Origin of the sequence: Paenibacillus helianthi, assembly GCF_001909055.1 — a bacterium.
GTDB lineage: Bacteria > Bacillota > Bacilli > Paenibacillales > Paenibacillaceae > Paenibacillus_AQ > Paenibacillus_AQ helianthi.
This window is the reverse complement of sequence record NZ_LVWI01000051.1, coordinates 25,235-51,141: the sequence shown is the minus strand read 5'-3', so window position 1 is coordinate 51,141 and position 25,907 is coordinate 25,235. Positions and strand designations below refer to the sequence as shown.

21 protein-coding genes are annotated in these 25,907 nt (G+C 49.4%); 6 read left to right on the top strand and 15 right to left on the bottom strand.

Features of this window, described 5'->3' with window-relative positions:
- Positions 1-48 precede the first annotated feature (48 nt).
- From A3844_RS19615 to A3844_RS19595, 5 genes are all read right to left on the bottom strand, one after another.
- Positions 49-1,476 (bottom strand): sensor histidine kinase, encoded by a 1,428-nt coding sequence (locus A3844_RS19615; protein WP_074084520.1) that lies wholly within the window; start codon positions 1,474-1,476, stop codon positions 49-51.
- Positions 1,473-2,171, bottom strand: a complete 699-nt coding sequence (locus A3844_RS19610) for a response regulator transcription factor (RefSeq protein WP_074084521.1) — start codon at positions 2,169-2,171, stop codon at positions 1,473-1,475. The genes A3844_RS19615 and A3844_RS19610 overlap by 4 nt, the downstream gene beginning before the upstream one ends.
- Positions 2,164-3,447, bottom strand: coding sequence for a hypothetical protein (locus A3844_RS19605; RefSeq protein ID WP_178381938.1), 1,284 nt, complete (start codon positions 3,445-3,447; stop codon positions 2,164-2,166). Before A3844_RS19605 ends, A3844_RS19610 begins: the two co-directional genes overlap by 8 nt.
- A 36-nt stretch (positions 3,448-3,483) precedes the next feature.
- Positions 3,484-4,209, bottom strand: a complete 726-nt coding sequence (locus A3844_RS19600) for a phosphonate ABC transporter ATP-binding protein (RefSeq protein ID WP_074102068.1) — start codon at positions 4,207-4,209, stop codon at positions 3,484-3,486.
- Positions 4,210-4,304: 95 nt separating this feature from the next.
- Complete coding sequence (locus tag A3844_RS19595) at positions 4,305-5,483, bottom strand: MFS transporter (protein WP_074108274.1); 1,179 nt, start codon at positions 5,481-5,483, stop codon at positions 4,305-4,307.
- A 138-nt stretch (positions 5,484-5,621) separates the two neighbouring features.
- Between A3844_RS19595 and A3844_RS19590 the strand changes: the two genes are divergently transcribed.
- The 3 genes from A3844_RS19590 to A3844_RS19580 all read left to right on the top strand — a co-directional run bounded on the left by A3844_RS19590 (position 5,622) and on the right by A3844_RS19580 (position 8,258).
- Positions 5,622-6,539, top strand: coding sequence for an ArsR/SmtB family transcription factor (locus A3844_RS19590; RefSeq protein WP_074108273.1), 918 nt, complete (start codon positions 5,622-5,624; stop codon positions 6,537-6,539).
- A 133-nt stretch (positions 6,540-6,672) separates the two neighbouring features.
- The gene (locus A3844_RS19585) at positions 6,673-7,425 is read left to right on the top strand and encodes an HAD family hydrolase (protein ID WP_074084526.1); all 753 of its coding nucleotides are present in this window, start codon (positions 6,673-6,675) and stop codon (positions 7,423-7,425) included.
- Between the two features lie 98 nt (positions 7,426-7,523).
- Positions 7,524-8,258 carry a DsbA family protein gene (locus tag A3844_RS19580; protein WP_074108272.1) on the top strand — a complete coding sequence of 245 codons (735 nt, stop codon included), beginning with the start codon at positions 7,524-7,526 and terminating at the stop codon, positions 8,256-8,258.
- A 106-nt stretch (positions 8,259-8,364) separates the two neighbouring features.
- Here the strand turns inward: A3844_RS19580 and A3844_RS19575 are convergent, their stop codons facing one another.
- Both A3844_RS19575 and A3844_RS19570 read right to left on the bottom strand, forming a co-directional pair.
- Positions 8,365-10,662, bottom strand: a complete 2,298-nt coding sequence (locus tag A3844_RS19575; RefSeq protein WP_074108271.1) for a type IA DNA topoisomerase — start codon at positions 10,660-10,662, stop codon at positions 8,365-8,367.
- A 104-nt stretch (positions 10,663-10,766) separates the two neighbouring features.
- Positions 10,767-12,476: a proline--tRNA ligase gene (locus A3844_RS19570; RefSeq protein ID WP_074108270.1), complete on the bottom strand. Its 1,710-nt coding sequence runs from the start codon at positions 12,474-12,476 to the stop codon at positions 10,767-10,769.
- Between the two features lie 687 nt (positions 12,477-13,163).
- Between A3844_RS19570 and A3844_RS19565 the strand changes: the two genes are divergently transcribed.
- On the top strand, positions 13,164-15,011 hold the full coding sequence (locus A3844_RS19565) for a methyl-accepting chemotaxis protein (protein ID WP_244169812.1): 1,848 nt from the start codon (positions 13,164-13,166) through the stop codon (positions 15,009-15,011).
- Between the two features lie 129 nt (positions 15,012-15,140).
- Here A3844_RS19565 and A3844_RS19560 read toward each other — a convergent pair whose 3' ends face one another.
- From A3844_RS19560 to A3844_RS19545, 4 genes are all read right to left on the bottom strand, one after another.
- The gene (locus tag A3844_RS19560; RefSeq protein ID WP_074108268.1) at positions 15,141-16,628 is read right to left on the bottom strand and encodes a glutamate synthase subunit beta; all 1,488 of its coding nucleotides are present in this window, start codon (positions 16,626-16,628) and stop codon (positions 15,141-15,143) included.
- Between the two features lie 235 nt (positions 16,629-16,863).
- Complete coding sequence (locus tag A3844_RS19555) at positions 16,864-17,355, bottom strand: dihydrofolate reductase (protein WP_074108267.1); 492 nt, start codon at positions 17,353-17,355, stop codon at positions 16,864-16,866.
- A 43-nt stretch (positions 17,356-17,398) separates the two neighbouring features.
- On the bottom strand, positions 17,399-18,193 hold the full coding sequence (thyA, locus tag A3844_RS19550) for a thymidylate synthase (protein WP_074108266.1): 795 nt from the start codon (positions 18,191-18,193) through the stop codon (positions 17,399-17,401).
- Positions 18,194-18,326: 133 nt separating this feature from the next.
- Positions 18,327-18,476 (bottom strand): class I SAM-dependent methyltransferase, encoded by a 150-nt coding sequence (locus tag A3844_RS19545; protein WP_083606933.1) that lies wholly within the window; start codon positions 18,474-18,476, stop codon positions 18,327-18,329.
- Positions 18,477-18,652: 176 nt separating this feature from the next.
- Here A3844_RS19545 and A3844_RS19540 point away from each other — a divergent pair, with 176 nt between their 5' ends.
- Entirely contained in the window at positions 18,653-19,432 is a 780-nt protein-coding gene (locus A3844_RS19540; protein ID WP_143192113.1) for an alpha/beta fold hydrolase, read from the top strand.
- A gap of 161 nt (positions 19,433-19,593) precedes the next feature.
- Here A3844_RS19540 and lpdA read toward each other — a convergent pair whose 3' ends face one another.
- The 4 genes from lpdA to pdhA form a co-directional block, all read right to left on the bottom strand.
- A complete protein-coding gene (lpdA, locus tag A3844_RS19535) occupies positions 19,594-21,006 on the bottom strand; it encodes a dihydrolipoyl dehydrogenase (protein ID WP_074108265.1) in 1,413 nt (470 codons plus the stop codon).
- Between the two features lie 3 nt (positions 21,007-21,009).
- A complete protein-coding gene (locus A3844_RS19530) occupies positions 21,010-22,665 on the bottom strand; it encodes a 2-oxo acid dehydrogenase subunit E2 (protein ID WP_074102079.1) in 1,656 nt (551 codons plus the stop codon).
- Positions 22,666-22,817: 152 nt separating this feature from the next.
- Complete coding sequence (locus A3844_RS19525; protein WP_074108264.1) at positions 22,818-23,795, bottom strand: alpha-ketoacid dehydrogenase subunit beta; 978 nt, start codon at positions 23,793-23,795, stop codon at positions 22,818-22,820.
- Positions 23,796-23,810: 15 nt separating this feature from the next.
- Entirely contained in the window at positions 23,811-24,878 is a 1,068-nt protein-coding gene (pdhA, locus tag A3844_RS19520) for a pyruvate dehydrogenase (acetyl-transferring) E1 component subunit alpha (protein ID WP_074084537.1), read from the bottom strand.
- A 265-nt stretch (positions 24,879-25,143) separates the two neighbouring features.
- Between pdhA and A3844_RS19515 the strand changes: the two genes are divergently transcribed.
- Positions 25,144-25,875 (top strand): alpha/beta hydrolase, encoded by a 732-nt coding sequence (locus A3844_RS19515; protein WP_074084538.1) that lies wholly within the window; start codon positions 25,144-25,146, stop codon positions 25,873-25,875.
- Positions 25,876-25,907: the final 32 nt, after the last annotated feature.

The window sequence follows — 25,907 nt, the reverse complement described above, 5'->3', positions numbered from 1 at the left end:
GCTGTCAACGACAGCTTCCTCATCCTTTTTATCATCTCAATATTCATGTTATAGCAGTTTGTCTTCCTGCGAAGCAGTGACAGTCTGCTCTTCCGTCATAGGCAGGATCACTGTTACCTGCGTCCCCTTGCCAAGCTCACTGTCCATTTCAAGCTTGCCGCCATGAAGCTCCACGATTTGCTGAGAAATCGCGAGGCCTAGACCCGTGCCGCCATTCAGCGCATCCACCTGGAAGAACCGGTCGCGTACTCTGCCAAGATGCACCTCACTGATACCTATCCCGCTGTCACGAACAACGACTGCCAGTTCACTGCCGCTCAGACAGTGTGCGGACAAAACAATGCTTGAATCTTCGGGGGAAAATTTCACAGCGTTATCTACCAGGTTAAGGAATACCTGCTTCAACCGGTTAGCGTCAGCCTTGATATAGAACGTCTCGTCGCATTCCAAAAGCAGATGAATCCGTTTCTTTTCTGCTTTGGCCCAAATGTTCAGAATCGTCTCCTGAAGCAGCACTTTGATATCTACACGGCCCATTGACAACTTCATCTCGTTCTGCTGTAGCTTGGAGAAATCGAGAATCTCTTCCACAAGCCCAATCAGCCGGTCGCTTTCTTTGGAGATAATGCCCATGCCCAGCTTGGTTTCCTCGGGATCATACCCGCCTGAAATAAGCGTTTCGCTCCAGCCCTTAATGCTAGTAAGCGGGGTCCGCAGCTCATGCGAGATGGAGGAAATGAAATCATCCTTAATCTGATTACTGCGGATAATTTCATCTGCCATGTAATTCAGGGTAGAGGCCAAATCCCCAATTTCGTGTTTGTAATCGCCTTTGATCCGCGTTGTGAACTTGCCTTTGGCCATCTGGGCTGAGACCGCCGTAATATTCTTCAGCGGCTTCACAATGGAATTTGCCAGACCGAAACTGAACAATACCACAATCGACATCACCGCCACACCAATTCCGATCGATACCAGTGTCAGGTTCAACAGGTCACTGTCGATTCTCTCCATGGAGGTAATGTAACGGATCACATAAGTTTCTCGCCCGTTGATATGCACCATCTTGGACACCGCCATTACACTCTCATTCGTTCCGGGCTGGCGTCCAACCCAGCGGCCGAAGCTTCCCCCCACCGCCTCTGGTACATCACTTGTTGTAATCGTGCGGTCGGGCTGAAATCCAGTGGAGCTGATGAGCATATTGCCATCCAGTGTCAGCACCTGCAGCTCGGTATAGTCCATTTGAAAGAAATCCAGCAGCTTTTGCAGCTGATTGGGCGAGTGATCCCCGGAAATCTCATATTTCTGGAAATCCTCCGCCATTCCGATATGCAAGGTGATTTTACTGTATACACTGTCATAGTAATACGTCCGGATCGCCAGCAGGAATATAACCTCAACGAGGAGAAGCGCCACAAAGACGACAAAAATATAGTGCAATACAATCTGTCTGCGCATCCCCTTCTTGATCATTGTGCTTGGCCTTTCCACTTATAGCCATGACCCCACACGGTCTGAAGATATTCCGGCTCCGAGGGATTATTCTCGATCTTCTGACGCAGCCGGCGGATGTTCACATCCACAATCTTGGGATCCCCCATATATTCCTTGCCCCAGACATGATCAAGCAGTGAATCCCGGCTAAGCGGGGTATTCTCCATCTCCAGAAAATACTGCACCAGTGAAAATTCGGTCGGTGTCAGCTCAATGGCCTCTCCGCTGCGCTTGAACTGCTTGGAAATCAGATCAAGCGTAAAGGGTCCGGAATGAAAAGATACCTTGGCGGACTGCTCACGGTGAACATTGACCCGGCGCAGCAGTGACTGGATGCGTGCGATCAGCTCAGTAGGACTGAACGGTTTGCTGACATGGTCATCTGCTCCTACCGACAGGGCATATACTTTATCCTGTTCCTGAACTTTGGCCGTCAGAAAAATGATCCCCAGACGCTCATTGGTCTCCCTGATCCGTCTGCATACCTCAAAACCGTCGATGCCTGGCACCATGACATCCAGAAGTGCAATGTCAATATCCGGCACCGTTGTCAGCTTGTGAAGGGCTTCATTACCGTCTGCTGCCTCCAGTACTTCAAAACCGTTCCGTTTCAGATTAATCACGATAAAACTCCGGATGGATTCTTCATCCTCCAGGATTAATACCTTACTCATCGATTCCCTTCCTTTCAATAGGCGAGGTGATTTTATTGCTTTCTCCTCCGCTTTTGCTCTCATCCAATTCTCCACGGTAGCCGATTATTTTGTCCATATCGCTTCCTAACAGCTCCCAGCCTTCATTTTTCTCCCGCTCCCATTCAACAGGAGTAAAAAAAGAAACCTCAGCGACCGTTTTTCCGGTGTCCAGCATAATAAATCTTAGATATTTATCCTGAACGGACTTGGTGTCAACCGTCACCTTCTCGAACCACTTCGGTAAAATGTTAATCGTGAATCGGTCAGACGGGTCCTGGTACAGCTGATCGGAGAACGTAAGACCGTTCTTCCCATCCCATTTGTAATAGGAATTAAAATAAGGGATCGTCTGCGGATCGAAATATTCCCAGCCCTTTGGCGGCTCGAGCAGGCCGATCTCCAAAATACCGTCACCGTCGATGTCTTCACTGACAATCTTTCGTTCTTTAAACGTCCGCGCGTCTCCCGGAACAACCACCCGCAGCTTGTTGTTATCCATCACAACCATGGTTGTGTATGCCGAATGGGAATCCACCGCAGCATCCAGGATAATACCTTCTTTGTTCTCTGCTACTTTTCCTGAGACAATATTGTAATAATTACTGAAATACGGGTCCAGATCATCCAGTTCATCCAGAACCTTGAACCCGTCACTGTACTGATAGGTTGTAATTGTGGCAAATTCATTACGCTTGAAATTCACAACTGTGATGTCTTCAATGCCATCCTCGTTCAGGTCATCCAGCAAATATTTGGTGTAAGGCTGGGTCAGCACTTCCTCCAGGACTCCCCCCGTATAGCGGTACACTACCATGCCTTTTTCTTCACCGCGTGAGTATCCTGCAATGATATCCAGTTTGCCGTCGCCGGTCACATCCTGGATATCAACAGAATCGAGCTCCATCCCGTTGCCGTCAAATACAAGCTTCTTCACCCAGCCTTCATCCTGCTTCTCCAAAATCATCCCGTGAATCTGTACCGTTTCGTTCTTGGTAAGATAGAACACCAGCGTCTCCATGACGCCGTCCTTATCCAGATCCTCCGTGAAAATAGAACTGTCATCGTCATTCGCCGGACGAATCAGTGTGGAGCCGGCGGGCTTCAGTGAATTGATCGCTGTCATCAGTGATGCCTTGTCAGCCGACAGCTGGGGTGCCTTCATCCGCGAAACAGGGTCACTGATAAAGGTGCAGCCTGACAGCACAGACAGTGACAGTGATAACGCCGCCAGACGCTTTATAACATGTCTACTCAACTTCATCACTCTTTCCCGGTTACGTGGTTCGATCTGCTATAAATGGGCACGCTCCTGAGAGGTTAGGCGGCGGCCTCTGACATCATGTTTGATTCTTCCGTCTTCCAGCACCCAAAGGCGGGTAGCATATCGCTCTGCCAGCTCAATCGGGATCACGGTAATCACGGTAAGCCCTGTCTCCTTGCACAGCTTGCGCAGCGTCTCCAGCACATTCTCCGCTGTTTTGGGATCCAGGCCGGTAACCGGCTCATCTGCCAGAATAACCTTGGCACCATGCACCAATGCACGGGCAATCGCCACACGCTGACGTTCCCCGCCGCTGAGCTGGCTGGTCTTCATCTTCGCCTTGTCAAGCAGGCCGAGTAAATCCAGCTCGTCCATTGCACCCATGTAATCATCTGAACGTACCATGCCGGTAGCCATCCGCCAGAGAGGCGTCTGGGAGGACTGTCCAATCAGCACATTTTTGAGCGCTGTACGGTTCGGATTCAGTTCCGCATTCTGCTCCAGATATGCCCATTCCCGGTGGATCTTGCGTTTGCCGGCAAAGACACTTTTCATGATATCCGTTCCGTCTACCCTGAAGTTGCCCCTGTCCCATTTCTCCTTGAGCGCCAGGCATCGCAACAGTGTCGATTTGCCGCTTCCGCTGGCTCCCAGCAGAACCACAAGTTCACCTTCTTCTAATTGAAAGCCAATATCCTGCAGGACCGGATTCTTCTCTTCTCCTACTGCTTTGGCCAGATGTTCAACTGTAATCATAGTTCAGCCTCTCCCTGTCTTCATCTCTACTCTACTCTATAGTGTACTCTGAAAGCGGGATCAAATTCCATGCGAGCACTCGTTCTTATCTTACCTCAAATCGGCTTCCGTGGCGAGAATAATAACCCTGCCAGGCCGAACACAATATATAAAACACCCAGAAGAACAAAAACCCCTCCGCCCCAGCCAAATTGCAGCAGCACGCCGCCAATTCCCGGACCCATAATGCTGCCGAAACTATAATGAAAAGATGAGACTACGTTAGCGGCAGGCAGTAAATTGCGGGGAAGGATATCTGCAGCATAGCTGAGCCCGAGTGAGAAAAAGGAACCCACAAGCCCGCCCGCTGCCATAAGCACAGCCAGAGTCCATAAGAAGCGGTCTCCCGTAAGCGGCAACAAGGCAAACGCCAATCCCCCGCCCACACCGGAGAAGATCAGTATCTTTTTCCGCCCGTACCGGTCGCTCCATATACCTAACGGCATTTGAAGCAGCAATCCGCCTATTCCCGCGAATGGAAGGAGCGCTGCAATCTGATTGGCACTGAAGCCGATACGCAGACCATAGACCGGAAAGTTGCTGTTCAGGCTTGCCTCCATATATCCGTATAAAAGAGCGGGAATCAGCGCATACCACGCAAGAGTATAACTGCGGGCGAAACGGCGGGCCTGCCCTTCCCCATGTTCCACTTTGTCCGGATGAGAGTCGGGAAGCTTCAGCGCCACCAGGATCAATACGAACAGAAATAGTAGCGCAATCACAGCAAAAGGTGCCGCCTGCCCGAAACGGAGCAGACTTATGCCAAGCGGCCCCAGGCTGAACCCTAGCCCGTAGGACATACCATACAGGGATAGATTACGTCCCCGGTGCTCCGCAGGTGTCATTAACAGCACCCAAAGCTGGGCAGCGTAATTGATTGCTGAATCCCCGATCCCTACCAGAAGACGCAGCACGAACCATGCCTTGACACCTGGAAGCAGCGGAAAACATATTAACGAAACCAGCACAATGCTGATGCCTGCTGTGATTAGTTTTTTGAAACCGATTGCGCTGAGAATCCGTTCCGCTACCAGCGTCATGGCAAACGAGCCTACATACAGTGCGGCGGCATTCAATCCGTTGAGTGAGGATGAGACCCCTTTTTGCTCCAGCAGAATGGATAAGACCGGCAGCAGCAGGCCTTGGCTCAGTCCCGCCGCAATGATAACAGTAATCAGAATGATATAATTGAGCCTGCTGCTCTGGTTCGCTGATATTGAGTGACTGTCTGACACAGATGAATCCTCCTATGTATTTCTTTGGTTATGGCTGGTGTAACCGCCTGGCAAACACGGAACATTATAGTGGACAACCTTCTTCAAAACAAGAGATAATATATAGAAGTGACCGATTTTTCTGGGGGTGCAAGCTTCATGAACTATAAATTAGAAATTGATGTTTCGCCGGTATATGAGCTGCTTGACAGTTTTATGTTATATGTAACAAAAAAATGGATTTCGAATCTTGACATCGGTCCTGACTGGATCCGTGATGTGGACAGCCGTATCGCTCCGCTTCAGATTTCAGTCTTGCGTCAGGCCGCGGAGTGGCCTTTTGACGACTATGATGTGCTCTACGCATGGGCATACACCAGAGGTACGGCTTCCAAAGTAACGCAGTTCCTCGATGACCTTGAATCCTGCTCGCTGGAAGAATGCTTCGAGCGTACAACACCTTTTTTCCAAGAGTTCACTCTGGAAGAATGCGCCCGGATCAAAAATGGATACATTCCGCTCTTGCGCCTGTGGTACGAGCAGTATTTCCGTCATACGGAGCAAAAGATTCTGCCGCTGCTGATCGAGGATGCCTCCGAGAAAAAAATGCTGGAGAGTAAAATGGACATTGTGCCTCTAATTGAATATGCCTCCGGCGGAATTGTCGTGGAGGACATCCCGGAGCTGGAAACCATCGTACTGCTGCCCACCGTTCATAATCGGCCGATTAATACCTATTGCTTCTATAAAACAATGATGCTGGTACAGTATCCGGTCGATGTACCTCTGGACAGTGAAGATGAGCCGCCTACAGTGCTGCTCCGCTTGACAAAAGCTCTTTCGGACCCGACCCGGCTGCGCATGCTGCGCTTTATTGCCCATGAGCCTAAGACCCTGTGGGAGATGCAGTCAGAACTCAGCCAATCCAGAGAAATGCTGATGCATCACCTGCTCATTTTGCGTGTCGCCGGATTGCTGCGTGTACACCTTCGGGGAGAAGGCACAGAACGCTACAGCATTAGGCCTGACGGTGCTTCGGAACTTCAGATGTTCCTAGAGTCCTATATTCGTCTATAATAGGTATACAAATTCAGAAAGAGATACAGATATAGGGCAGTTGCTCTCAAAACATGGCCTATGCTTCCGGAGCGAGTTTTGAACGAAGCCAGTCAAGGAGCAGTTGCTCTCAAAACATTTAGGAGTGAGCATTATGAAATATTTGACACAGCAAGTGATTTTTGATCTAGACGACACCCTGGTGCATTGCAACAAATATTTCGACCTCATTCTGGGGCAATATTTCGAGCTGATGTCCGAGTGGTTTGGTGAATATGGCGCAACCACCGCAGAATTCCGCAGCAAGCAGGTGGAAATCGATGTGCAAACCGTAAGCACAAGCGGCCTCGCCAGCGATAATTTCCCGAAATCACTCATTGCGACCTACCGCTTTTTTTGCATCAAATATAACCGTCCCGCTGAACCTTTTCATGAACAACAGCTGATGAAGCTCGGGATGAGCGTTTATGATCAGGAGGTCGAAGCTTATCCGGGCATGGTGGAAACACTGGACACGCTGAAGCAGGACGGTCATGCCCTATATCTCTACACCGGAGGCGACGATACCATCCAGCAGCGCAAAATTGAGCAAATGAAGCTTGATGCTTATTTTGACGACCGGATCTACATCCGCCAGCATAAAAACATCGAGTCGCTGGAGAATATTCTGAGTACGCATAGCTTCGACCGCAAAAACACCTGGATGATCGGCAACTCCCTGCGCACAGATGTGCTCCCGGCTTTAACCGCAGGCATCAACAGTATCTATCTGAAGCAGAAGAATGAATGGCTATACAATCTCATTGAGCTGCAGCGCGAGATGCAGCAGTCCGTCCAGACGATCTCCAGCATCATCGAGGTGCCTCCGGTCATCCGGTCTGCAGTACAGTATAAGAGTCACGGCTGATGGGCTCCCTGGTTCGTTGTTACAAATGACATATGCAGCCTGCGGCGGGTATGATTATACTATTTGAGTAGATTTTCATCCCACGCAGGAGGTTAGCAATGAATAAGAAAACAAACCCAAACACCTCAGCGAATACCAGACGATTATTGCCAATGCTGCTCGGGGTCGTTGTCATTCTGCTGATTGGTGCTCTTGTCTTTGTCACTACAAAAGGCAAAGCCAGCGAAACAAGCGAACTAGACCAACTCCCGAACTACACAGATGTCAAAGGAACCATCGTTGTGGACGGGCTGAAATACGAAAAACAGCCGCATCTGGGAAGCGAAGATGCCAAAGTAAAAGTCATTGAATTCGCTGATTTCAAATGTCCCGCCTGTAAAAAGTGGACCGCCGCTTATCTGGATACATTCATTAAGGATTATGTGGATACCGGAAAAGTACAGTTCTATTTCATGAATTTCGCCTTTCTCGACCGTGACTCCTATCTTGCCGCCAGTGCCGGCGAAGCCATCTATCATCAAAGCAATGAGAAATTCTGGGAGTATGTGCACAAGCTGTACGAGAACCAGGGTGACGAGGGCAAAATATGGGCCACCCAGAAATTCATTCTAGGCTTCGTGAAGGATAACATTAAAGGCATTGACTACAACAAGTTCGAGCAGGATCTGAAGAACCACACCTATATGTACGATGTAAAAGAAGACTTCAAAATTGCCGGCTCATATGGTGTTAACGGCACGCCGAAGTTTATGGTAAATGGAAAGCTGCTGCCTGACTCCTCCTATGAGGGACTGACCGCTGCTATTGAAGCCGCCACGTCTGACAGCAAATAAATTCACCAAAAGAGGATGCGACCCGGCCAGGAACCCTGGAGCGCATCCTCTTATATATTGTTTCGAGATGAACATTCAAGCTGCGGATTGATTGCTGCAGATAATCTTACTCGACGCCGAGTTGTCCCGTTTCACTGCTCTTCAGAACCAGCTTGCCCTCCAGCGGTGAGCCGTCCTCCGCAGTGAGCTTTAGCTTACCGGTGCGCCCCTTCTCAATCAATGCCTTCACTTGGGCATCGGTAAGCGTCCGTCCAAAGGTTTCTTTCCAGATTACGAACTTGCAGCCTTCCTTGTAATGGGAGCAGCCATAACCTTTGCGTCCCATAAAAATCAAACCGCCACAACCCGGACGCGGACAAGCTCCGATAACCTTGGGACCGTTATCCGTTTGGCTATCCGCTGCAGTCTGCTTGCTTCGGGAAGGCTTTGCTGCTGTAGCTGTGCTCCCCGCTTCCCCACTGCGCTTCCTTGGCGCTGACGGCTTGTTGACTGGTGTCCGGGAGCCTGCGTTGCTACGGCTCTTAGCTCCGCCGCTGAGGGCAGGCGTCTCCCCTTCGAAAGAGGTTCTGTCCGCCCGGGACTGCACACGGACCTTATCCACGATCATGGAGGCGAAGCGCTTCACATTCGCCATGAACTGGCTGTCTGCTGCTGTTCCCCGGGCGATTTCATTCAGCCGCCGTTCCCACTGACCGGTCATTTCCGGTGAAGTCAGCAGCTCAACACCCGCTCCACGGATCAACTCAATTGCGGTCCGGCCTTTTTGGGTGATGGCAATTTTTTTACCCTGCATTTCCACATAACCCACATTCTTCAGCCGTTCAATGGTTGCCGCCCGGGTAGCCGGTGTGCCGAGCCCTGAATCCTTCATGGCGTCGCGGAGCTCTTCATCTTCAATCTGCTTGCCCGCACTTTCCATCGCTTTGAGCAGCGTCCCTTCGGTATAGTGCTTGGGCGGCTGGGTATCCTTCTCTTTCACAATGGCATCCCTGCAGTGAACCTCAGCGTTGGGATCCATCGAGAATGGTTCACTAACCTCGATTTCCTCCTCTTCCTCGTCCTCCTTGCCCTTTCCTTTGGCCGGTTTGGACTTGTCCTTCTTCTGATCGCCGTAGATCACCTTCCAGCCCAGACTCAGCAGTTCCTTGACGGTTGTTTTGAAGTGTTCCCCTTCAACCTCGGTAATGACCGTATGCACCTTATACTCCGCAGCCGGATAGAATTGCGAGAGAAACCGCCGGACAATCAGATCATAGAGCTTAGCCTCATCGGCGCTTAGTCCGGAAGCCTTACGGTTCGTTGGCAGAATGGCATGGTGATCCTCAACCTTGGAAGGGTTACAGATGAATTTGTTGCCCTTGTGGACCAAGTTCCTGTTCGCTCCTTTGACCCATTCGTCATAAGCCGTTCCCTGGAGTGCGGACAGTGTCTTGTGCATTTCCGGAATATTCTGTTCAGTCACATAGTTGGAATTCGTACGCGGGTAAGAAATCACCTTATGCTTTTCGTAAAGCGCCTGGGCGAGATCTAGCGTTTTTTTGGCAGAAAAGGCATATTTACCGTTGGCTTCCCGCTGCAGCAGCGTCAAATCATACAGCTTGTTCGGATATTCTTTGGTTTCTTTCACCTCGTATGAAGCAACCCGCGCCGGTTTGCCCTTCACCTTGGCAGCAATTGCTTCAGCCTTGGCTCCGTCCGTCATCCGTTCTCCTTGCCACATGCCTTTGTAGGCCATCTCATTCTGGGCAAAATGACCCTCGACTTCAAAAAATTTCAGTGAGGAAAAGGCCTCAATCGTCTTTTGCCGGTCATAAATCAGCGCAAGCACAGGGGTCTGTACCCGCCCTACTGACAGCAGCACATTATGTTTGGTGGTAAACGCACGCGAACCGTTCATTCCAATCAGCCAATCCGCTTCACTGCGTGCCTTCGCAGCCTTGGTAAGGTTCTCATACTCAGACCCGTCCTTCAGCTCCTGGAAGCCTTTGCGGATGGTTTCCGGGGTCAGATCGGAGATCCATAGTCGCTTCACGGGCTGTGCAAGCTGCAGGTGACGCTGAATCAGTGAAAAGATATGCTGGCCCTCACGCCCGGCATCGCAGGAATTCACCAGCAGATCACTACGCTTCGCCAGCTCCCCAATCACCTTCAGCTGATCCAGCGTACGCGCATTCGGCACCAGCTTGAACTCCTCAGGAATGATGGGTAAATCGTTAATATTCCATTTTTTGTACTTCGAATCATACGCTTCCGGCTCGGCCAGACCGATCAGATGACCAATAGCCCAGGTAATGATATACTGCTCACCTTCCAGATAAGAACGGTAGTTTTTGGCCTTCGGTTCTATTGCGGCGGCGATATTCCGTCCCATATCCGGTTTCTCCGCAATAATAAGTGTCTTCAAAAAGATTCGCTCCTTAGCCTCATTCTTCCAAAATACGTCCAGTAGTCTATTATAACATTAACTCCGCTACTTTTTAACGTATTCTAGGAAACTTTGTCCGGTCATCAGATCTGCCCGGAAGCAACACGGGACAACGCTTCAGCAATGTCCATAACCTCTTTACTGCCCAATCTCCGGTCCATGTACTCTACTTTGTGCTCCCCCGCATCCTTGCCGACAACAATGGCCACAGGTATGCCTATCAGACTGGAGTCTTTAAATTTCACTCCTGCCCGTTCATCCCGGTCATCCAGTAAAGTCTCAATACCGAGCTCTATAAGCTGCTTGTACAGTGCTTCTGCAGTTGACCTCTGTACCTCGTCTTTAACGGACAACTGCAGGATATGCACCTTATATGGCGCGAGTGCCATAGGCCAGATGAGCCCCTGCTCATCGTTATTCTGTTCAGCCACCGCAGCCAGCAGGCGTGAGATGCCAATACCATAGCAGCCCATAATCATAGGTTTACTTCTGCCGGTTGCATCGAGGAATGAAGCGCCGAGCTTATCACTGTACTTCGTCCCCAGCTTAAATATATGTCCGATTTCAATCCCCTGATGAAAGTGTAGGACCCCTTTGCCGCAAACTGGACAATGCTCCCCTTCCTGGGCTGTACGGAAATCCCCCACTTGCGAAAGAATGAAATCACGGCCAGGCACCACTCCACTGAAGTGGTAGTCCTTTTCTCCAGCTCCTGTAGTCCCGGAAGTCATTGCAGCTACCGCCCTATCGACCAGCACAGGTAGTGAGAGTCCCACAGGCCCGACATAACCGTTCTCCACTCCTGCAGCTGCTTGTACAGCCCGGGCATCAGCCAGCGCGATCTCACTAGCTCCAATAAAGTTCCTTACCTTGACCTCATTAACCTCATGATCTCCTCGTACAAGGACTGCAAAGGTCTGGCCCCCGCCTTGATAGATCAACGTTTTGATTACCTGCTCCGGTGCAATCTGCAGTTCCTGCTCCAGTTGAGCTATGGTACGGATACCAGGAGTATGGAACTTCACTGCAGCAGGGAGGCTGTCCGTTTTGCGCAGCATATCCTCCTCCCCGGAATAAACCTCAGCCTGCTCCAGATTGGCGGAATAATCACAGGCAGGGCATACAGCAATCGTATCCTCGCCAATACTTGATAAGGCCATAAATTCGTGGGTTTCCCCTTCGCCCCCGATGGCTCCGGCATCCGCTTGTACGGCCCGGTAAGAAAGTCCACAGCGCTCAAAAATCCGTTGATACGCCTTGTACATTCTTGCATATGTCTTATCTAGTCCTTCCCAGCCTGTGTCAAAAGAGTATGCGTCTTTCATCAAAAATTCTCTGCCACGCATCAATCCGGAACGGGGACGGCGCTCATCACGGAATTTGGTCTGGATCTGGTAGACAGTAACCGGAAGTTTCCGGTACGAGCTAATCTCTCCCCGAATAAGAGAGGTAATTACCTCTTCATGCGTCGGTCCCAGTACAAACTCCCGCTCGTGCCTGTCCCTCAGCTTCATCAATTCCTTGCCATATACCTCATATCGCTCTGATTCCCTCCACAGTTCGGCGGGCTGCATGGAAGGCATCAGCATTTCCTGTGCACCGGCTACGTCCATTTCCTCCCGCACGATATTCTCAATTTTACGCAATACCCGTCGTCCCAAAGGCAGATAAGTATAAATTCCGGCAGCCAGCTGGCGGATATATCCGGCACGCAGCAGCAGTTGGTGATTAATGGTTTCCGCTTCCGCAGGCGCTTCGCGAAGGGTTGTTGCTAACAGATTATTTTGGCGCATACTTATCAGCCTCTCTTGTGGGGATAAAGTGAATGTCCGGCCCCTGAAATCAACGCAAAAAAGACACATCCGTCAGGGACGAATGTGTCGTGATACCACCCTAATTCAACCGCCAGCATACCTGGCAGTCCTCGATACGGATAACGGCCGATCCCGGCAGCATAAGGTGCTGCAGCTTCCAAGGCAGGGTATGCTTCTCTCGTTCTTTGAGGGACCTTTCAGCCGGTGAATCCCTTCTCTGTTCTAACGATCCTGGAAACATAGATCCTCGGTCAATGCTTTTCGATATAAAGATTGCTTTTAATCTATATGATTTTACTGGCAACGTCAAGTTAAGCTTGTTTGGCCCACTACCTTGATTCAGATACAAGAGGATCTATTCAACAAAAACCTAATGTGTAAATAAATTTTTTCTCATATCTTTTGTTAGATATGAAATTAATGCGTCAAACAACCGAAATATCTATAGAGTTAAATAAAGAACGATTGCGCAAAGATCAAATGATCATTTCGCGTATTCACGGGGGAGCCAACCATATGAAGCTTATTCAACAACTTGTCCAAAAAATCTCATCCAGATCATTGCAGAAACGATTAATGCTAATATTCACCTTAATGTTGGTTATCCCCATTCTACTTGTAAGCTACTTCTCGTATTCCAGCTCAAAGAAACAATTGGAAACTAAAATGCAGGAATCAACCCGCGATAGTGTAGAGATGCTGCAAGGAACCATTAATGAGACCGTATCTGCTGCAACAAAAAATGTCCAGCAGCTCAGCCAGCAATTCACATCCAGTAACATCGATGCCAAAACACCGGAGGCCCGCGCGCTGATGGATTTATTCATGAAAGAGCATCCTGAACTTGAAATCCTAATTCTCGGCAATGAGAATGGTGCCTGGATGAAATCTCCCAATGGCGGCAAAAAGGACTATGACCCCCGAGCCAGAGATTGGTACACAGCCGCTATGAAGAATACCGGCAAGGTTACGATTATTAATCCTTTCACATCCGCTACAACAGGCAATTACAATCTCTATATCTCCGAAACCCTTCAGGATGGCAAAGGGGCAGTCACAAGCAGCCTGAGCCTTAAACATATGGGTGAAATGATCAACAAGATTAAACTGGGCAAAGACGGCTATATTTTCATAGTCGATGGCAATCACAAGTTTGTCTCCCATCCCGTCAAAGCAGCCGGAGAAGACGTTGCTCCTGATGTAGTCAAGCTGCTCGACAAGGACAGCGGCTCCTTATCCTATACCAGCCCGGATACAGGTCTAGTAATGCGTGGATACTATACCACCGACAAGACTACAGGATTCAAAATTGTCGGTGTACTTTCCACCCAGGAATTCTCCGACGCTTCATTGCCCATTCTTTATAACGGACTTATGGTCCTGGGGGCAGCACTGCTTATTGCTTTGGCGTTGATGTACTTTATTATTCAGGCCATTACCCGCCCAATTCTTAGCCTTAACCGTTCTGCCCGCCGGGTCAGCGAGGGTTACCTGAATGAACAAATTCGGATTAACCGTTCGGATGAGATCGGGCAGCTGGCCCAGAACTATAATCTGATGGTTGGCTCACTCCGCAACATCGTTGTCGATATCTCAAATACCTCCGGTTTGCTCGCTTCATCCAGCCAACAATTGACGGCTACTACAGAAGAGAATTCCAAAGCAACCGGTTATGTTGCTGAGCTGGTACAAGATTCAACTGCAGGAGCAGAGACGCAGACAGCAGCGATGGCCGAAACGGCCCGGGCCATGGAAGAGATGTCTTCCGGCATTCAAAAAATTGCCGAGGCTGCCGCTACGATTGTAGATTCCTCCGCCGACACCGAAGCTGACGTATCGACAGGCAGCCGCAAAATCGAGCAGATGACCCTGCAAATGGATGCCATCAGCCTTTCTACTCATCAAGCCTCTCAGCTAATCGGACAGTTAAACGGATTGAACAGTCAAGTTTCGGCGATGAGCAGCGCCATCTCCACTATTGCAGTCCAGACTAATCTGCTCTCACTGAATGCAGGCATCGAAGCTGCCCGGGCAGGCGAACACGGCCGGGGCTTCGCCGTAGTGGCTTCAGAAGTTCGCAAGCTGGCAGACCAATCCAAGACTACTGCTGACAACATTCAGGAAACGATAGAACAGATGACCGCACTCATTGACCGCACATATGAAGCTATTCATCACACCGTCGCAGCCGATGTTGAGCTTGGCATTAAAGCCACTGTTGAAGCAAAAGAAGCATTCCACAGCATTGAACAGTCTACAGCCAAAATCAATGGGCAAATCCATGATATTTCAGCCATCACCGAGCAGATGTCAGCCGGTGCGGAGGAGGTTGCAGCCTCCGTTCAGGAAATTTCTAATATCGCACGTTCAACGTCCGATGCCTTTCAGAACGTTACAGCAGCTACAGAGCAGCAGCTGGCCTCCATGGATGAGATTTCCGCCTCCTCCACAGAACTGTCCAAAATGGCAGCAGACCTGCAGCAAAAGATCGAACATTTCAAGTTAGAGGAGTAGACATACGTCTCTCCTCACCAAGCTATTTAGGTAATCTCAAATTTTGCACCCGGATATGAATGTACAACAAAAGCCGTCGCTCCCACATGATGCGGAAGAAACGGCTTTTGTTTGGCTTTTATGTCCGGCTTACACCAGAACTGTCGAGCCCATCAAATATTTATCAACTTCACGAGCGGCTTCGCGCCCCTCATTGATTGCCCATACCACAAGGCTTTGTCCACGGCGCATATCCCCGGCAGCGAACACTTTGTCTACATTGGTATTGAACTTGCCATAACGGGCCTTCACATTGCTGCGACGGTCTGTATCCAGCTTCAGTTCTTCAATAATATCCTGTTCCGGTCCGTCAAATCCAATAGCGATCAGCGCGAGCTGAGCTGGATATACAGCCTCTGTTCCCGGAACCGGCTGATAGATCTTGCGGCCGGTCTCATCCACCATGCGCCGGATTTGCACCGTATGAAGTTCCTTCAGGTTCCCTTCCTCGTCACCAACGAACTGGGTAGTCATGATGGAGAATTCGCGCGGATCATCGCCGAATAGGGCTTTAGCTTCTTGCTGGGCATAATCCAGCGTATAGACATTCGGGAATTGCGGCCAAGGATTCGCGATTGGATCACGTTCAAGCGGAGCCTTGTCATGCGTACCGAATTGGGTGATGCTGCTGCAACCATGACGCAGGGATGTGGCTACACAGTCAGAACCGGTATCCCCACCGCCAAGGACAATTACATCCTTGCCTGCCGCTGATACAAAGTTCCCATCTTCCAGATTGGAATTGAGATAGCTCTTAATTGTTCCGTTCAGATAATCCATCGCGTACATGACGCCCTTCAGCTCAGCGCCTTCGACATTGAAACGGCGGGCTTTGGTTGCACCGCCACACAAAACGACTGCATCATATTCATCAACCAGCTGCTGGGCAGGAATATCCTTGCCGATCTCTGTGCTCACCACAAACTTCACACCTTCAGCAGCCAGCAAATCCACACGGCGCTGAACCACACGTTTGTCGAGTTTCATAGTTGGAATGCCGTAGGTTAGCAGTCCGCCAATACGGTCACTGCGCTCAAAAACCGTTACCGTGTGCCCGGCTTTGTTCAGTTGCGCCGCAGCCGCAAGCCCGGCTGGTCCGGAGCCCACGATAGCCACTGTTTTGCCTGTACGCTTCTCTGGCGGATTCGGTACAACCCAGCCTTCTTCAAAGCCTTTATCAATAATCGCCAGCTCAATTGTCTTGATTGTAACCGGTTGTCCAATCAATCCAACTGTACAAGAGCCTTCGCAAGGTGCTGGACAGATACTGCCGGTAAATTCCGGGAAATTGTTCGTCTTGTGCAGCCGCTCCAGCGCTTCCTTCCACAAGCCACGGTACACCAGATTGTTCCATTCTGGTATAAGATTGTGAACCGGACAACCCGAAGTGCCGCCGCTCATATCAATGCCGGTGTGGCAGTAAGGAGTTCCACAATCCATACAACGTGCACCCTGTGTCCGAAGCTCGTCCTCGGTTAGGTGATGGTGGAACTCTTCCCAGTCCTTTACGCGCTGCTCAGGATCACGATCACCTGGGAGCTGGCGCTTATACTCCATAAATCCAGTAGGTGTAGACATATTTACGATTCCCCCATCCGATCTCTTCGTGTTGATGTATAGTACATTGTAGCATATTGCGGCGTCCATATGTTTTTCAGCGCAATGAAGTACCTGCACATTCTATAATACTTAAACGTTGGGCATTTGTAATTTTAATAATTATAGTAGCATCCAATACTTTCGCACTGTAATGGACTAATCTGCTGATTATTTGTACTATTTCACATGTTGTGTCAGAGAAAACGCTTTTTCCTCAAACCGAACGCTCGTAAACGAAAAATCGGTAATCATACGGGTTTTTTTCATCCCGAATTCCCTGAATACTGGAGATCTCTCTCCACATGCTCCAGTCCACATCCGGAAACTTTGTATCCCCTTCAATGTCCTCTTCGATCCGGGTTACGATCAGCTTGTCAGCAAAGGGAAGCATCATCTTATAAATTTCCGCACCGCCAATAACCATCAGCTCATCGTCCTTGTGCCCTTCAGCTACAGCTTCCTCTATGGAATGTACGACTTCAGCCCCCATAGGAGCAAAGCTGTGGTCTCGTGTGAGAACAACGCTCGTTCGGCCTTTTAACGGCTTGCCGCCAAGAGAATCCCAGGTTTTGCGTCCCATCAGCATTCTCTTACCAAGGGTCTGGGACTTGAAATAATCAAAATCCCGCGGCAGATGCCAGGGCATGTCATTATCCTTGCCGATCACATGGTTGGCAGCCATGGCCCAAATCATGCTAATGCTCACAAAAATCCTCCCCTACAACAAAATATATTCCACCGCTCAAGGATTATATAGCAACCGGTGCTTTGATTCCCGGATGATAGACATAATCGGCAAACTCGAAATCTTCGAAGGTATAATCAAAAATACTCTCCGGTTTTCTTTTGATCACCAGCTTAGGAAGTGCCAATGGCTCTCTGGCCAACTGAGTGGCCACCTGTTCCAGATGATTTGTATAAATGTGCACATCTCCACCGGACCAGACGAACTCCCCTACCTCAAGCCCTGTCTGCTGGGCAACCATATGTGTCAGCAGCGCGTAACTGGCTATATTGAAGGGCAATCCCAAAAAGGTATCGACGGAACGCATAGTCAGCATGCAGGACAGCTTGCCATCCGCCACGTAAAACTGAAATACAAAATGGCAAGGCGGCAGCTTCATCTGCTCAATCTCCCCCACATTCCACGCACTGACAATATGACGGCGGGAATCAGGGTTATTCTTTATCGATGCTATAACAGCTGAAATCTGGTCAATATGGCGTCCATCCGCACTCTCCCAGGCCCGCCATTGCGAACCGTATACGGGTCCAAGCTCACCATTTTCGTCAGCCCATTCATCCCAGATCGAGACTCCATGCTCCTTCAAATAGGAAGTATTGGTATCACCCTTCAGAAACCACAGCAGCTCATGTACTACCGATTTCAGATGGATACGCTTGGTGGTAACCAGCGGAAATCCTTCAGCCAGATCAAACCGGAGCTGCCGTCCAAAAACCGATCTAGTGCCAGTCCCGGTCCGGTCGCTTTTGGAGGCGCCGTGGTCCAAGATATCCTGAAGTAAATCCAAATATTTACGCAATTGTTCAGCACCCCTCTCCACTATTTTTCTTTTATCATTTTACCATGACCTTACCATCCTTGTAACTTGTTAAGACGCAGAAAAAGTAATTTCCATCACAGGTTGGACTGCTTTGCTTTATGGTTTTACCTCTTCATGTAAATAGTGGATATTTAAGAGGGACACTTACCCTCCAGCCTTCCGGCCTTAGGATTCTTCGGAATTCCTCAAGTGCGGATTCCAGCTGGAACAGGTGGTAACTGTTGGCCGCCACAATCAAATCTACGGACTGATCCGCTAAAATGTTGTGTCAGCAGCCCTGTGCCTCCTCCGATATCCGCAACCGCACCAAGCCAGATATCATCCTCAATAAATGGACTAACATTATTTTCTTGAGTGAGGAAATCTGATCATTCACAAAATATAGAACATCAACCTAAGGTGGGAGACAAATCGATAATTGGAAGAAGGTGATATCCAGTGCCACTAGCCAGTGTTAATGGATACAGCATGTATTATGCGGATTGCGGTCAAGGAACAACGATTATATTTATCCATCCCCCAGTATTGACTAGCTTGAATTTTCTATATCAGATGAACACATTATCGCAAGATTTCCGAACAGTCTCTTTTGATATCCGGGGGCATGGCAGCAGCGAACCTTCCAGAGAAGAGATTACTTATCCGCTGATTGTAGAGGATATTAGGCAGTTGATGAATCAGTTGAAGATTGAAAAAGCATTTTTGTGCGGTTACTCTACCGGCGGTTCTATTGTCCTCGATTTTTTGTTAAACTGCCCCGAGCGGGCATTGGGCGGTATTGTGATAAGCGGAATGTCGGAAGTGAAGGATAATAAGCTAAAAAAGAAAATAGCCCAAGCGCGTTTCTTGTCCCAAATCGGCGCGGTCGGTGTAATTGCCCTCTCCACCTCTTGGAATCAAGCAAAAACCAAATTGCCGCTGCTGCGGACAATGTTCTACGACGCAAAAAAGGCAAACGCCCAAAACGCCGAACAGTATTATCATTACAGCCTTCAGTATAACTGTACGGATCTATTGGAAGAGATTTATCACCCTGTTTTGTTGGTCTACGGAGAAGAGGATACTTTATTCCATCCATATGCTAAGTTGCTGCAAGAGCGATTGCCAAAGAGTGAGCTTGTATGTATCCAAAAAGCCAAACACCAGATTCCCACGAATGCTGCGGGTAAAGTGAACGAGCTAATCAGACAGTTTATTTATTGCTGTGAATCGTCTTGATTATAGCCAGTAAGCTCAGAGAACTCTGCTGTTGTTCCCCGATTCTGAGCTCCAGCCTTCTTTCGGAAGTCCTACAAGTATGAAAAGAGGATGCCCCCAGCAACCGTCAACGGCTCTGTAGAGCATCCTCTTCAATCACTTAAGTGACAAGCGTGAAGTTATTATTTCACAACGTGAATCGGGTGTCCCTCAACCAGTTCAGCAGCTTCCATGACGATTTCGCCAAGGGTTGGATGCGCATGGATGGTGAGTGCGATGTCTTCGAGCGTTGCGCCCATTTCAATCGCCAATCCCAGCTCAGCAATCAGGTTGGATGCTTCAATACCAACGATTTGTGCGCCGAGTACCAGGTTGTTCTCACTGTTAGCTACAATCTTGATGAAGCCTTCGGGAGCGTTCAAGGAAACCGCACGGCCATTGCCTGCGAACGGGAATTTTCCGGCTTTTACTTTGTAGCCCTTATCTTTAGCTTCTTTCTCAGTCAGACCTACGCTGGAGCACTCAGGATCGGTGAAAACAACCGCCGGAATGACTTTGTAGTCAACAACGGATTTGTGACCGGAGATGGCTTCAGCAGCGATCTTGCCTTCGTAGGAAGCTTTGTGTGCCAAGGCCAAGCCTGGAACGATATCGCCGATAGCATAGATGTGAGGGATATTCGTGCGGCCCTGGTGGTCAACTTTGATCAGACCGCGTTCGTCAAGTTCTACACCGATCAGATCAAGTCCCAGTTCGCCATCTGTGTTTGGACGGCGTCCTACAGTAACGAGCAGGTAATCCGCTGTAATCTCCTTGGACTCACCGCCCACGGAGTATTTCACGGTTACTTCCTTGTCGTTCTGAACAGCACTTTCCGCTTTGGCATTCGTCACGATCTCAATGCCTGTCTTCGCCATGTTTTTGGCAACCAGACGACTCATATCTTTATCGAAGCCTGGCAGTACAGTATCCAGACCTTCAATAATCGTTACTTTAGTGCCAAATTTGGAGTACATCTGGCCAAGCTCGGCACCGATGTAGCCGCCGCCGATAACGATCATGCTCTTAGGGATCTCAGGCAGATCCAGAGCTTCGGTCGAGGACAGTATGCGTCCGCCGAACGGGAAAGGCTTCAGTTCAATCGGACGGGAACCTGTCGCGATGATGCAGTTATTGAATTTGTAGCGAGGGGATTCATGCTCATTGAACAAACGGGCTTCGTTTGTGTTGATGAACATGGCTTCTCCGCTGAACACTTCAATTTTGTTGCCTTTCATCAGGCTGGTTACACCGGTGGTCATTCTTTTCACGACACCGTTTTTGAATTCCTGAGTTTTGGACCAATCGACCTTTACATTCTCGGCAGTTACACCGAAAACTTCGCCGTGCTGTGCAGCTTCGTATTGATGGGCTGCAGAGATCAGAGCTTTGGACGGGATACATCCACGGTTCAAGCAGACACCGCCGAGTTCCGATTTATCCACAATCAGTACCTTCTGGCCAAGCTGGGCGGCACGAATTGCCGCCACATACCCGCCGGGACCTGCACCAATTACCAATGTGTCGATTTCGATTGAAGCGTCTCCGACTACCATTTATTACACCTCCATAACTAACATATCAGGATTTGCAAGCAGGGTCTTAATGTAATTCATAAAGTTCTGTGCTGTTGCACCATCAATGATGCGGTGGTCAAAGCTCAGGGACAGCGCCATTACAGGAGCAGCAACAATTTCGCCGTTCTTAACGACCGGTTTCTCGGTAATACGTCCGGTACCCAGGATCGCCACTTCAGGGAAGTTGATGATCGGAGTGAAGAACATACCGCCTGCGGAACCGATGTTACTGATGGAGATCGTGCTGCCTTTCATTTCATTAGGAGCCAGTTTACCGTCACGTCCGCGCACAGCGAGGTCTGTGATGGCACTTGCAATCATCCAGATACTCTTACGGTCAGCGTCCTTGATTACAGGAACGATCAGACCATTGTCTGTATCTGTAGCAATACCGATGTTGTAGTATTTCTTGTAGACAATCTCATTTGTCGCTTCATCAATCATTGCGTTAAGCGCCGGGAATTGACGGGAAGCTGCAACAAGCGCTTTGACGATGAATGGAAGGTAGGTGACCTTCACGCCTTTCTTCTCAGCAACAGGTTTCATACGGGCACGGAAGGCTACGAGCTCGGTAACATCCACTTCGTCCATGATGGTAACATGCGGAGCGGTGTATGCCGATTTAACCATAGCATTGGCAATGGCTTTACGGATACCCTTGAACGGTACACGTTCTTCTTCGAGACTCACGTTGCCGGAAGCTGCTGCTGGAGCCGCTACTGGTGCCTTGGCTGCTGGCGCTGCCGCCGGAGCAGTTGCTGCGGCCGATGCCGCGGCTGCTGGTGCTGCCGCAGGTGCTGCGGAGCCGCCTTTCAGGAAAGCTTCCACATCTTCATGGGTGATTTTCCCGTTCTTGCCGGAGCCATTCACCTTCGAGAGGTCAACGCCTTGTTCGCGGGCTGACTTGCGGACACTTGGTGTAGCCAATACATCGCGGTTAGGAGCTGGAGCCGCCGCTGGTGCAGCCGCAGGAGCTGTTGCCGCCTGTGCAGCCGGAGCTTCAGCATGGCCGCCTTCCTGATGAGGGACATCGCCTTCTGCAGCAATAATTGCCACAACTTCTCCTACGCGGCAGACCTGTCCGTCTTTGGTGAACACTTCAAGCACTGTACCATTGACCGGTGAAGGCACTTCTACGACGGCTTTATCATTTTGAACTTCCATGATAATATCATCGTCTGTAATTTTGTCGCCGACTTTGATATGCATTTTGATAATTTCACCTTCATGCAGACCTTCGCCCAGCTCAGGGAACTTGTATTCAAAATTGGAAGTTCCGCCGGTTGCAGGGCTGGTCGCTGCCGGAGAGGAAGTTGTATCTGCTCCGCCTTTGGCTGCATCCGCTTCTTGAGTGGATTGCGTTTCGGCATGGCCGCCTTCTTGTTCAGGGACATCGCCTTCTGCATCAATGATTGCTACAACTTCTCCTACACGGCAGACTTGACCATCTTTAGTGAAGACTTCAAGCACTGTACCGTTAACCGGACAAGGCACTTCAACTACCGCCTTGTCATTCTGTACTTCCATTACGATATCGTCATCGGTCACTTTATCGCCGGCTTTGATATGCATTTTGATAATTTCACCTTCATGCAAACCTTCGCCCAGCTCAGGGAACCGGTACTCAAATTTTGCCACCTTAATTACCTCCTAAAAGTTTGGATAGCATACACTTCTTTAATTTTCTTCGCAAAACCCGCTTCGGAAGCGTACGCTTAGTTCCGATAGCAGTTCAATATATTGCAGACACGGGTGCCGCCCTTTTACAAGGACGGCAAGGTCAGTTACTCTTAGAATTCCATAACTTTCTTAACTGCTGCGATTACACGTGCAGGGGTAGGAATCCATGAATCCTCAATTTGTGCGAACGGGAAAATAGTATCAGGACCTGCTACACGGAGCACAGGCGCTTCCAGATGCAGCAGAGCTTTTTCGTTAATCTGAGCAATAACCTCTGCGGCTACGCCGGAGCTCTTCTGTGCTTCTTGTACTACAATTGCACGGTTGGTCTTCTTAATCGAAGCAACGATAGTATCGATGTCAATCGGGCTAACCGTGCGCAGGTCGATAATTTCGGCCTTGATGCCGTCCTTTTCAAGCTGATCGGCCGCTTTGGTAGCAGTATGTACCATCAGGCCGTAAGTAATAATCGAGACGTCAGTACCTTCACGAACGACATTCGCTTTGCCCAGTTCAACGGTATATTCACCTTCAGGAACTTCAGCGCGGAAGGCATGATACAAGTTCAAGTGCTCCATGAAGAATACAGGGTCATTGTCGCGGATAGACGCGATCAGCAGTCCCTTGGCATCGTATGGATTGGAAGGAATAACAACCTTGATACCCGGACTTTGGGCAATCAGGCCTTCCAGGGAATCGGTATGAAGCTCGGCTGCTTTTACGCCGCCGCCGAATGGAGTGCGGAAGACTACAGGAGCATTGTATCTGCCCCCGGAACGCCAGCGCAGGCGCGCAGCCTGAATGACGATTTGATCGAGTGCTTCAAAGATGAAGCCGATAAATTGGATTTCAGCAATCGGACGGAAGCCTTGCACCCCAAGACCGAAAGCCAAACCGCCGATTGCGGATTCAGCCAGCGGAGTATCGAATATGCGCTCCTCGCCAAATTCCTTTTGCAGCCCTTCCGTTACACGGAATACGCCGCCTACATTACCAACATCCTCTCCGAAGATAAGAACATTAGGGTCACGAGTCATTTCAACGCGCATTGCGTCACGGATTGCTTCTTTCATATTCATCTGTGCCATTGCCTGATATCCCCCTTATTCAAAATCGGCTTTTTGTTCTTCCAGATGTTTCGGAGTTACCTCGAACATGCTGTCGATCAAGCCGGGAATGGTCATTTTTTCGGTCTGCTCTGCCTTTTTGATCTGCTCGTTCACAGTAGCCTTCGCTTCTTCTCTAACACGCAGCGTGTCCTCTTCGGTCCAGAGACCCTTCTTCTCCAAGTACTTGGCCAGACGGGCAATCGGGTCCTTCTCATTCCATTGGCCTTCTTCTTCCTTGGAACGGTATTTGCTGGCGTCATCAGACAGGGAATGCGGACGGAAACGGTAAGTTACAGCTTCAATCAGCGTAGCACCTTCACCTTTGCGGGCACGTTCAGCAGCATCCTGTACCGCAGAGATAACCGCAAAGATGTCCATGCCGTCGATCTTGATACCGGGAATACCCGCAGCAACCGCTTTGTGGGCGATTGATTTGGCTGCCGTTTGTTTGGCAAACGGAGTCGTGATAGCATAGCCGTTATTTTGTACGAAGAAGATGACCGGCAATTTGAAACGTCCGGCAAAGTTCATACCTTCGTAGAAGTCGCCTTCGGAAGAACCGCCGTCACCTGTATAGGTGATTGCTACATTCTGCTGTTTTTTAAGTTTGAAGCCCATTGCAATACCAGTGGCATGCAGAATTTGCGCGCCGATGATGATCTGTGGCATAAGTACATTTACACCCTCAGGAATCTGTCCGCCATGCTGATGTCCGCGAGAATATAGGAAAGCCTGGTATAATGGAAGTCCGTGCCACACCAGCTGCGGAATATCACGGTAACCCGGGCATACAAAATCTTCTTTCTGGAGAGCGAACTCACTGCCGATCATTGTCGCTTCCTGGCCGGACACCGGCGCATAGAAACCGAGACGGCCTTGACGGCCAAGGTTGACAGCTCGGTCATCCCAGGTCCGGGTAAATACCATACGATACATAATTTCTTTCAGCTGATCGTCGGTAAGTTTAGGCATCTTATCCTTATTGATAACTTCTCCATCGGGGGAAAGCACCGTAAGGGCCTCTACATCCTCTGTATACACTTCGTAAGGAACTTTAGTCATCATCTTCACCTCAATAAAAAAATTTGAATATCAGTGTCCTCTGTTATAGAATTATTATACACCTGTTTTATCTGTTTCGTCAAAGAAATACGCATAAAATTTATGTTTCCATAAATTTTGTATGTATAACAGGATCTAAAATATCCTATAACAGATAGACAATTATTTGGCAAGTAAATGATATTTAACACATTCACCACTTGGGTAATTTTAACGCAACCCCGAGACTAATGCAAAATCCGACAAGAAAGGTGACGATTCAGCTATGAGCGAACCTGTTTTTCTGAAACGTACAATTGTAAAACAAACCTTATGGAGCGAACATCTTAATGAAGAACGCAAACTGCGTATCTATCTTCCTCCCGGCTATAATGAGGTGCTCAGCTATCCCGTAGTCTACTGCCAGGACGGAGAGGAGTTTTTCAACTTCGGCCGTATTGCCACCCTTGCCGGACAGCTGATCCTGGAGCAGGATATAGAGCCGTTCATTATTGTCGGGGTAGAAGTGAATGTAGCCGTCCGGACACAAGAGTACGCCCCCTTCGGCAGCCGGTTTAAGCAGTACCTCTCGTGCTTTGCCGAAGAAATTATTCCCTTCATTGAACATAATTATCCGGTCCGCCGCACACCGGAAGAACGAATCATCGCCGGTGATTCGCTTGGCGGCAGCGTATCGCTGCATCTAGCACTGTCCTATCCTGCTTTGTTCAGCCGCGTACTAAGTCTTTCCGGTGCTTACTATCCGCAGACACGCGATATCCTCGCTCAGGAAGAAGATCTCTCCTGGCTCGATATCAACATGGTAGTGGGACTGCAGGAAACGGAATATAAGACTGATACCGGTGTCTACGATTTTGTGCAGATGAACCGGGATACCAGGTCTCTGCTGGAGTCACGTGGGGCAACCGTTTCTTACCGGGAAAAAGACGGCTACCATCTCTGGGGATTCTGGCAGAAAGAGCTTCCAGAATCGCTACTCTATTTCTTAAACCAATAAAACAGGTTTGAAAGACAAAAAAGTGAACATCT

Coding starts and splice junctions, on each gene's coding strand:
- A3844_RS19600 (WP_074102068.1), bottom strand. CDS start 4,209: ATGATTACAGTTGAACATCTGGCCAAAGCAGTAGGAGAAGAGAAGAAT.
- A3844_RS19615 (WP_074084520.1), bottom strand. CDS start 1,476: ATGATCAAGAAGGGGATGCGCAGACAGATTGTATTGCACTATATTTTT.
- A3844_RS19525 (WP_074108264.1), bottom strand. CDS start 23,795: ATGGCACAGATGAATATGAAAGAAGCAATCCGTGACGCAATGCGCGTT.
- A3844_RS19590 (WP_074108273.1), top strand. CDS start 5,622: ATGAACTATAAATTAGAAATTGATGTTTCGCCGGTATATGAGCTGCTT.
- pdhA (WP_074084537.1), bottom strand. CDS start 24,878: ATGACTAAAGTTCCTTACGAAGTGTATACAGAGGATGTAGAGGCCCTT.
- A3844_RS19585 (WP_074084526.1), top strand. CDS start 6,673: ATGAAATATTTGACACAGCAAGTGATTTTTGATCTAGACGACACCCTG.
- A3844_RS19560 (WP_074108268.1), bottom strand. CDS start 16,628: ATGTCTACACCTACTGGATTTATGGAGTATAAGCGCCAGCTCCCAGGT.
- A3844_RS19515 (WP_074084538.1), top strand. CDS start 25,144: ATGAGCGAACCTGTTTTTCTGAAACGTACAATTGTAAAACAAACCTTA.
- A3844_RS19565 (WP_244169812.1), top strand. CDS start 13,164: ATGCAGGAATCAACCCGCGATAGTGTAGAGATGCTGCAAGGAACCATT.
- A3844_RS19570 (WP_074108270.1), bottom strand. CDS start 12,476: ATGCGCCAAAATAATCTGTTAGCAACAACCCTTCGCGAAGCGCCTGCG.
- A3844_RS19580 (WP_074108272.1), top strand. CDS start 7,524: ATGAATAAGAAAACAAACCCAAACACCTCAGCGAATACCAGACGATTA.
- lpdA (WP_074108265.1), bottom strand. CDS start 21,006: ATGGTAGTCGGAGACGCTTCAATCGAAATCGACACATTGGTAATTGGT.
- A3844_RS19610 (WP_074084521.1), bottom strand. CDS start 2,171: ATGAGTAAGGTATTAATCCTGGAGGATGAAGAATCCATCCGGAGTTTT.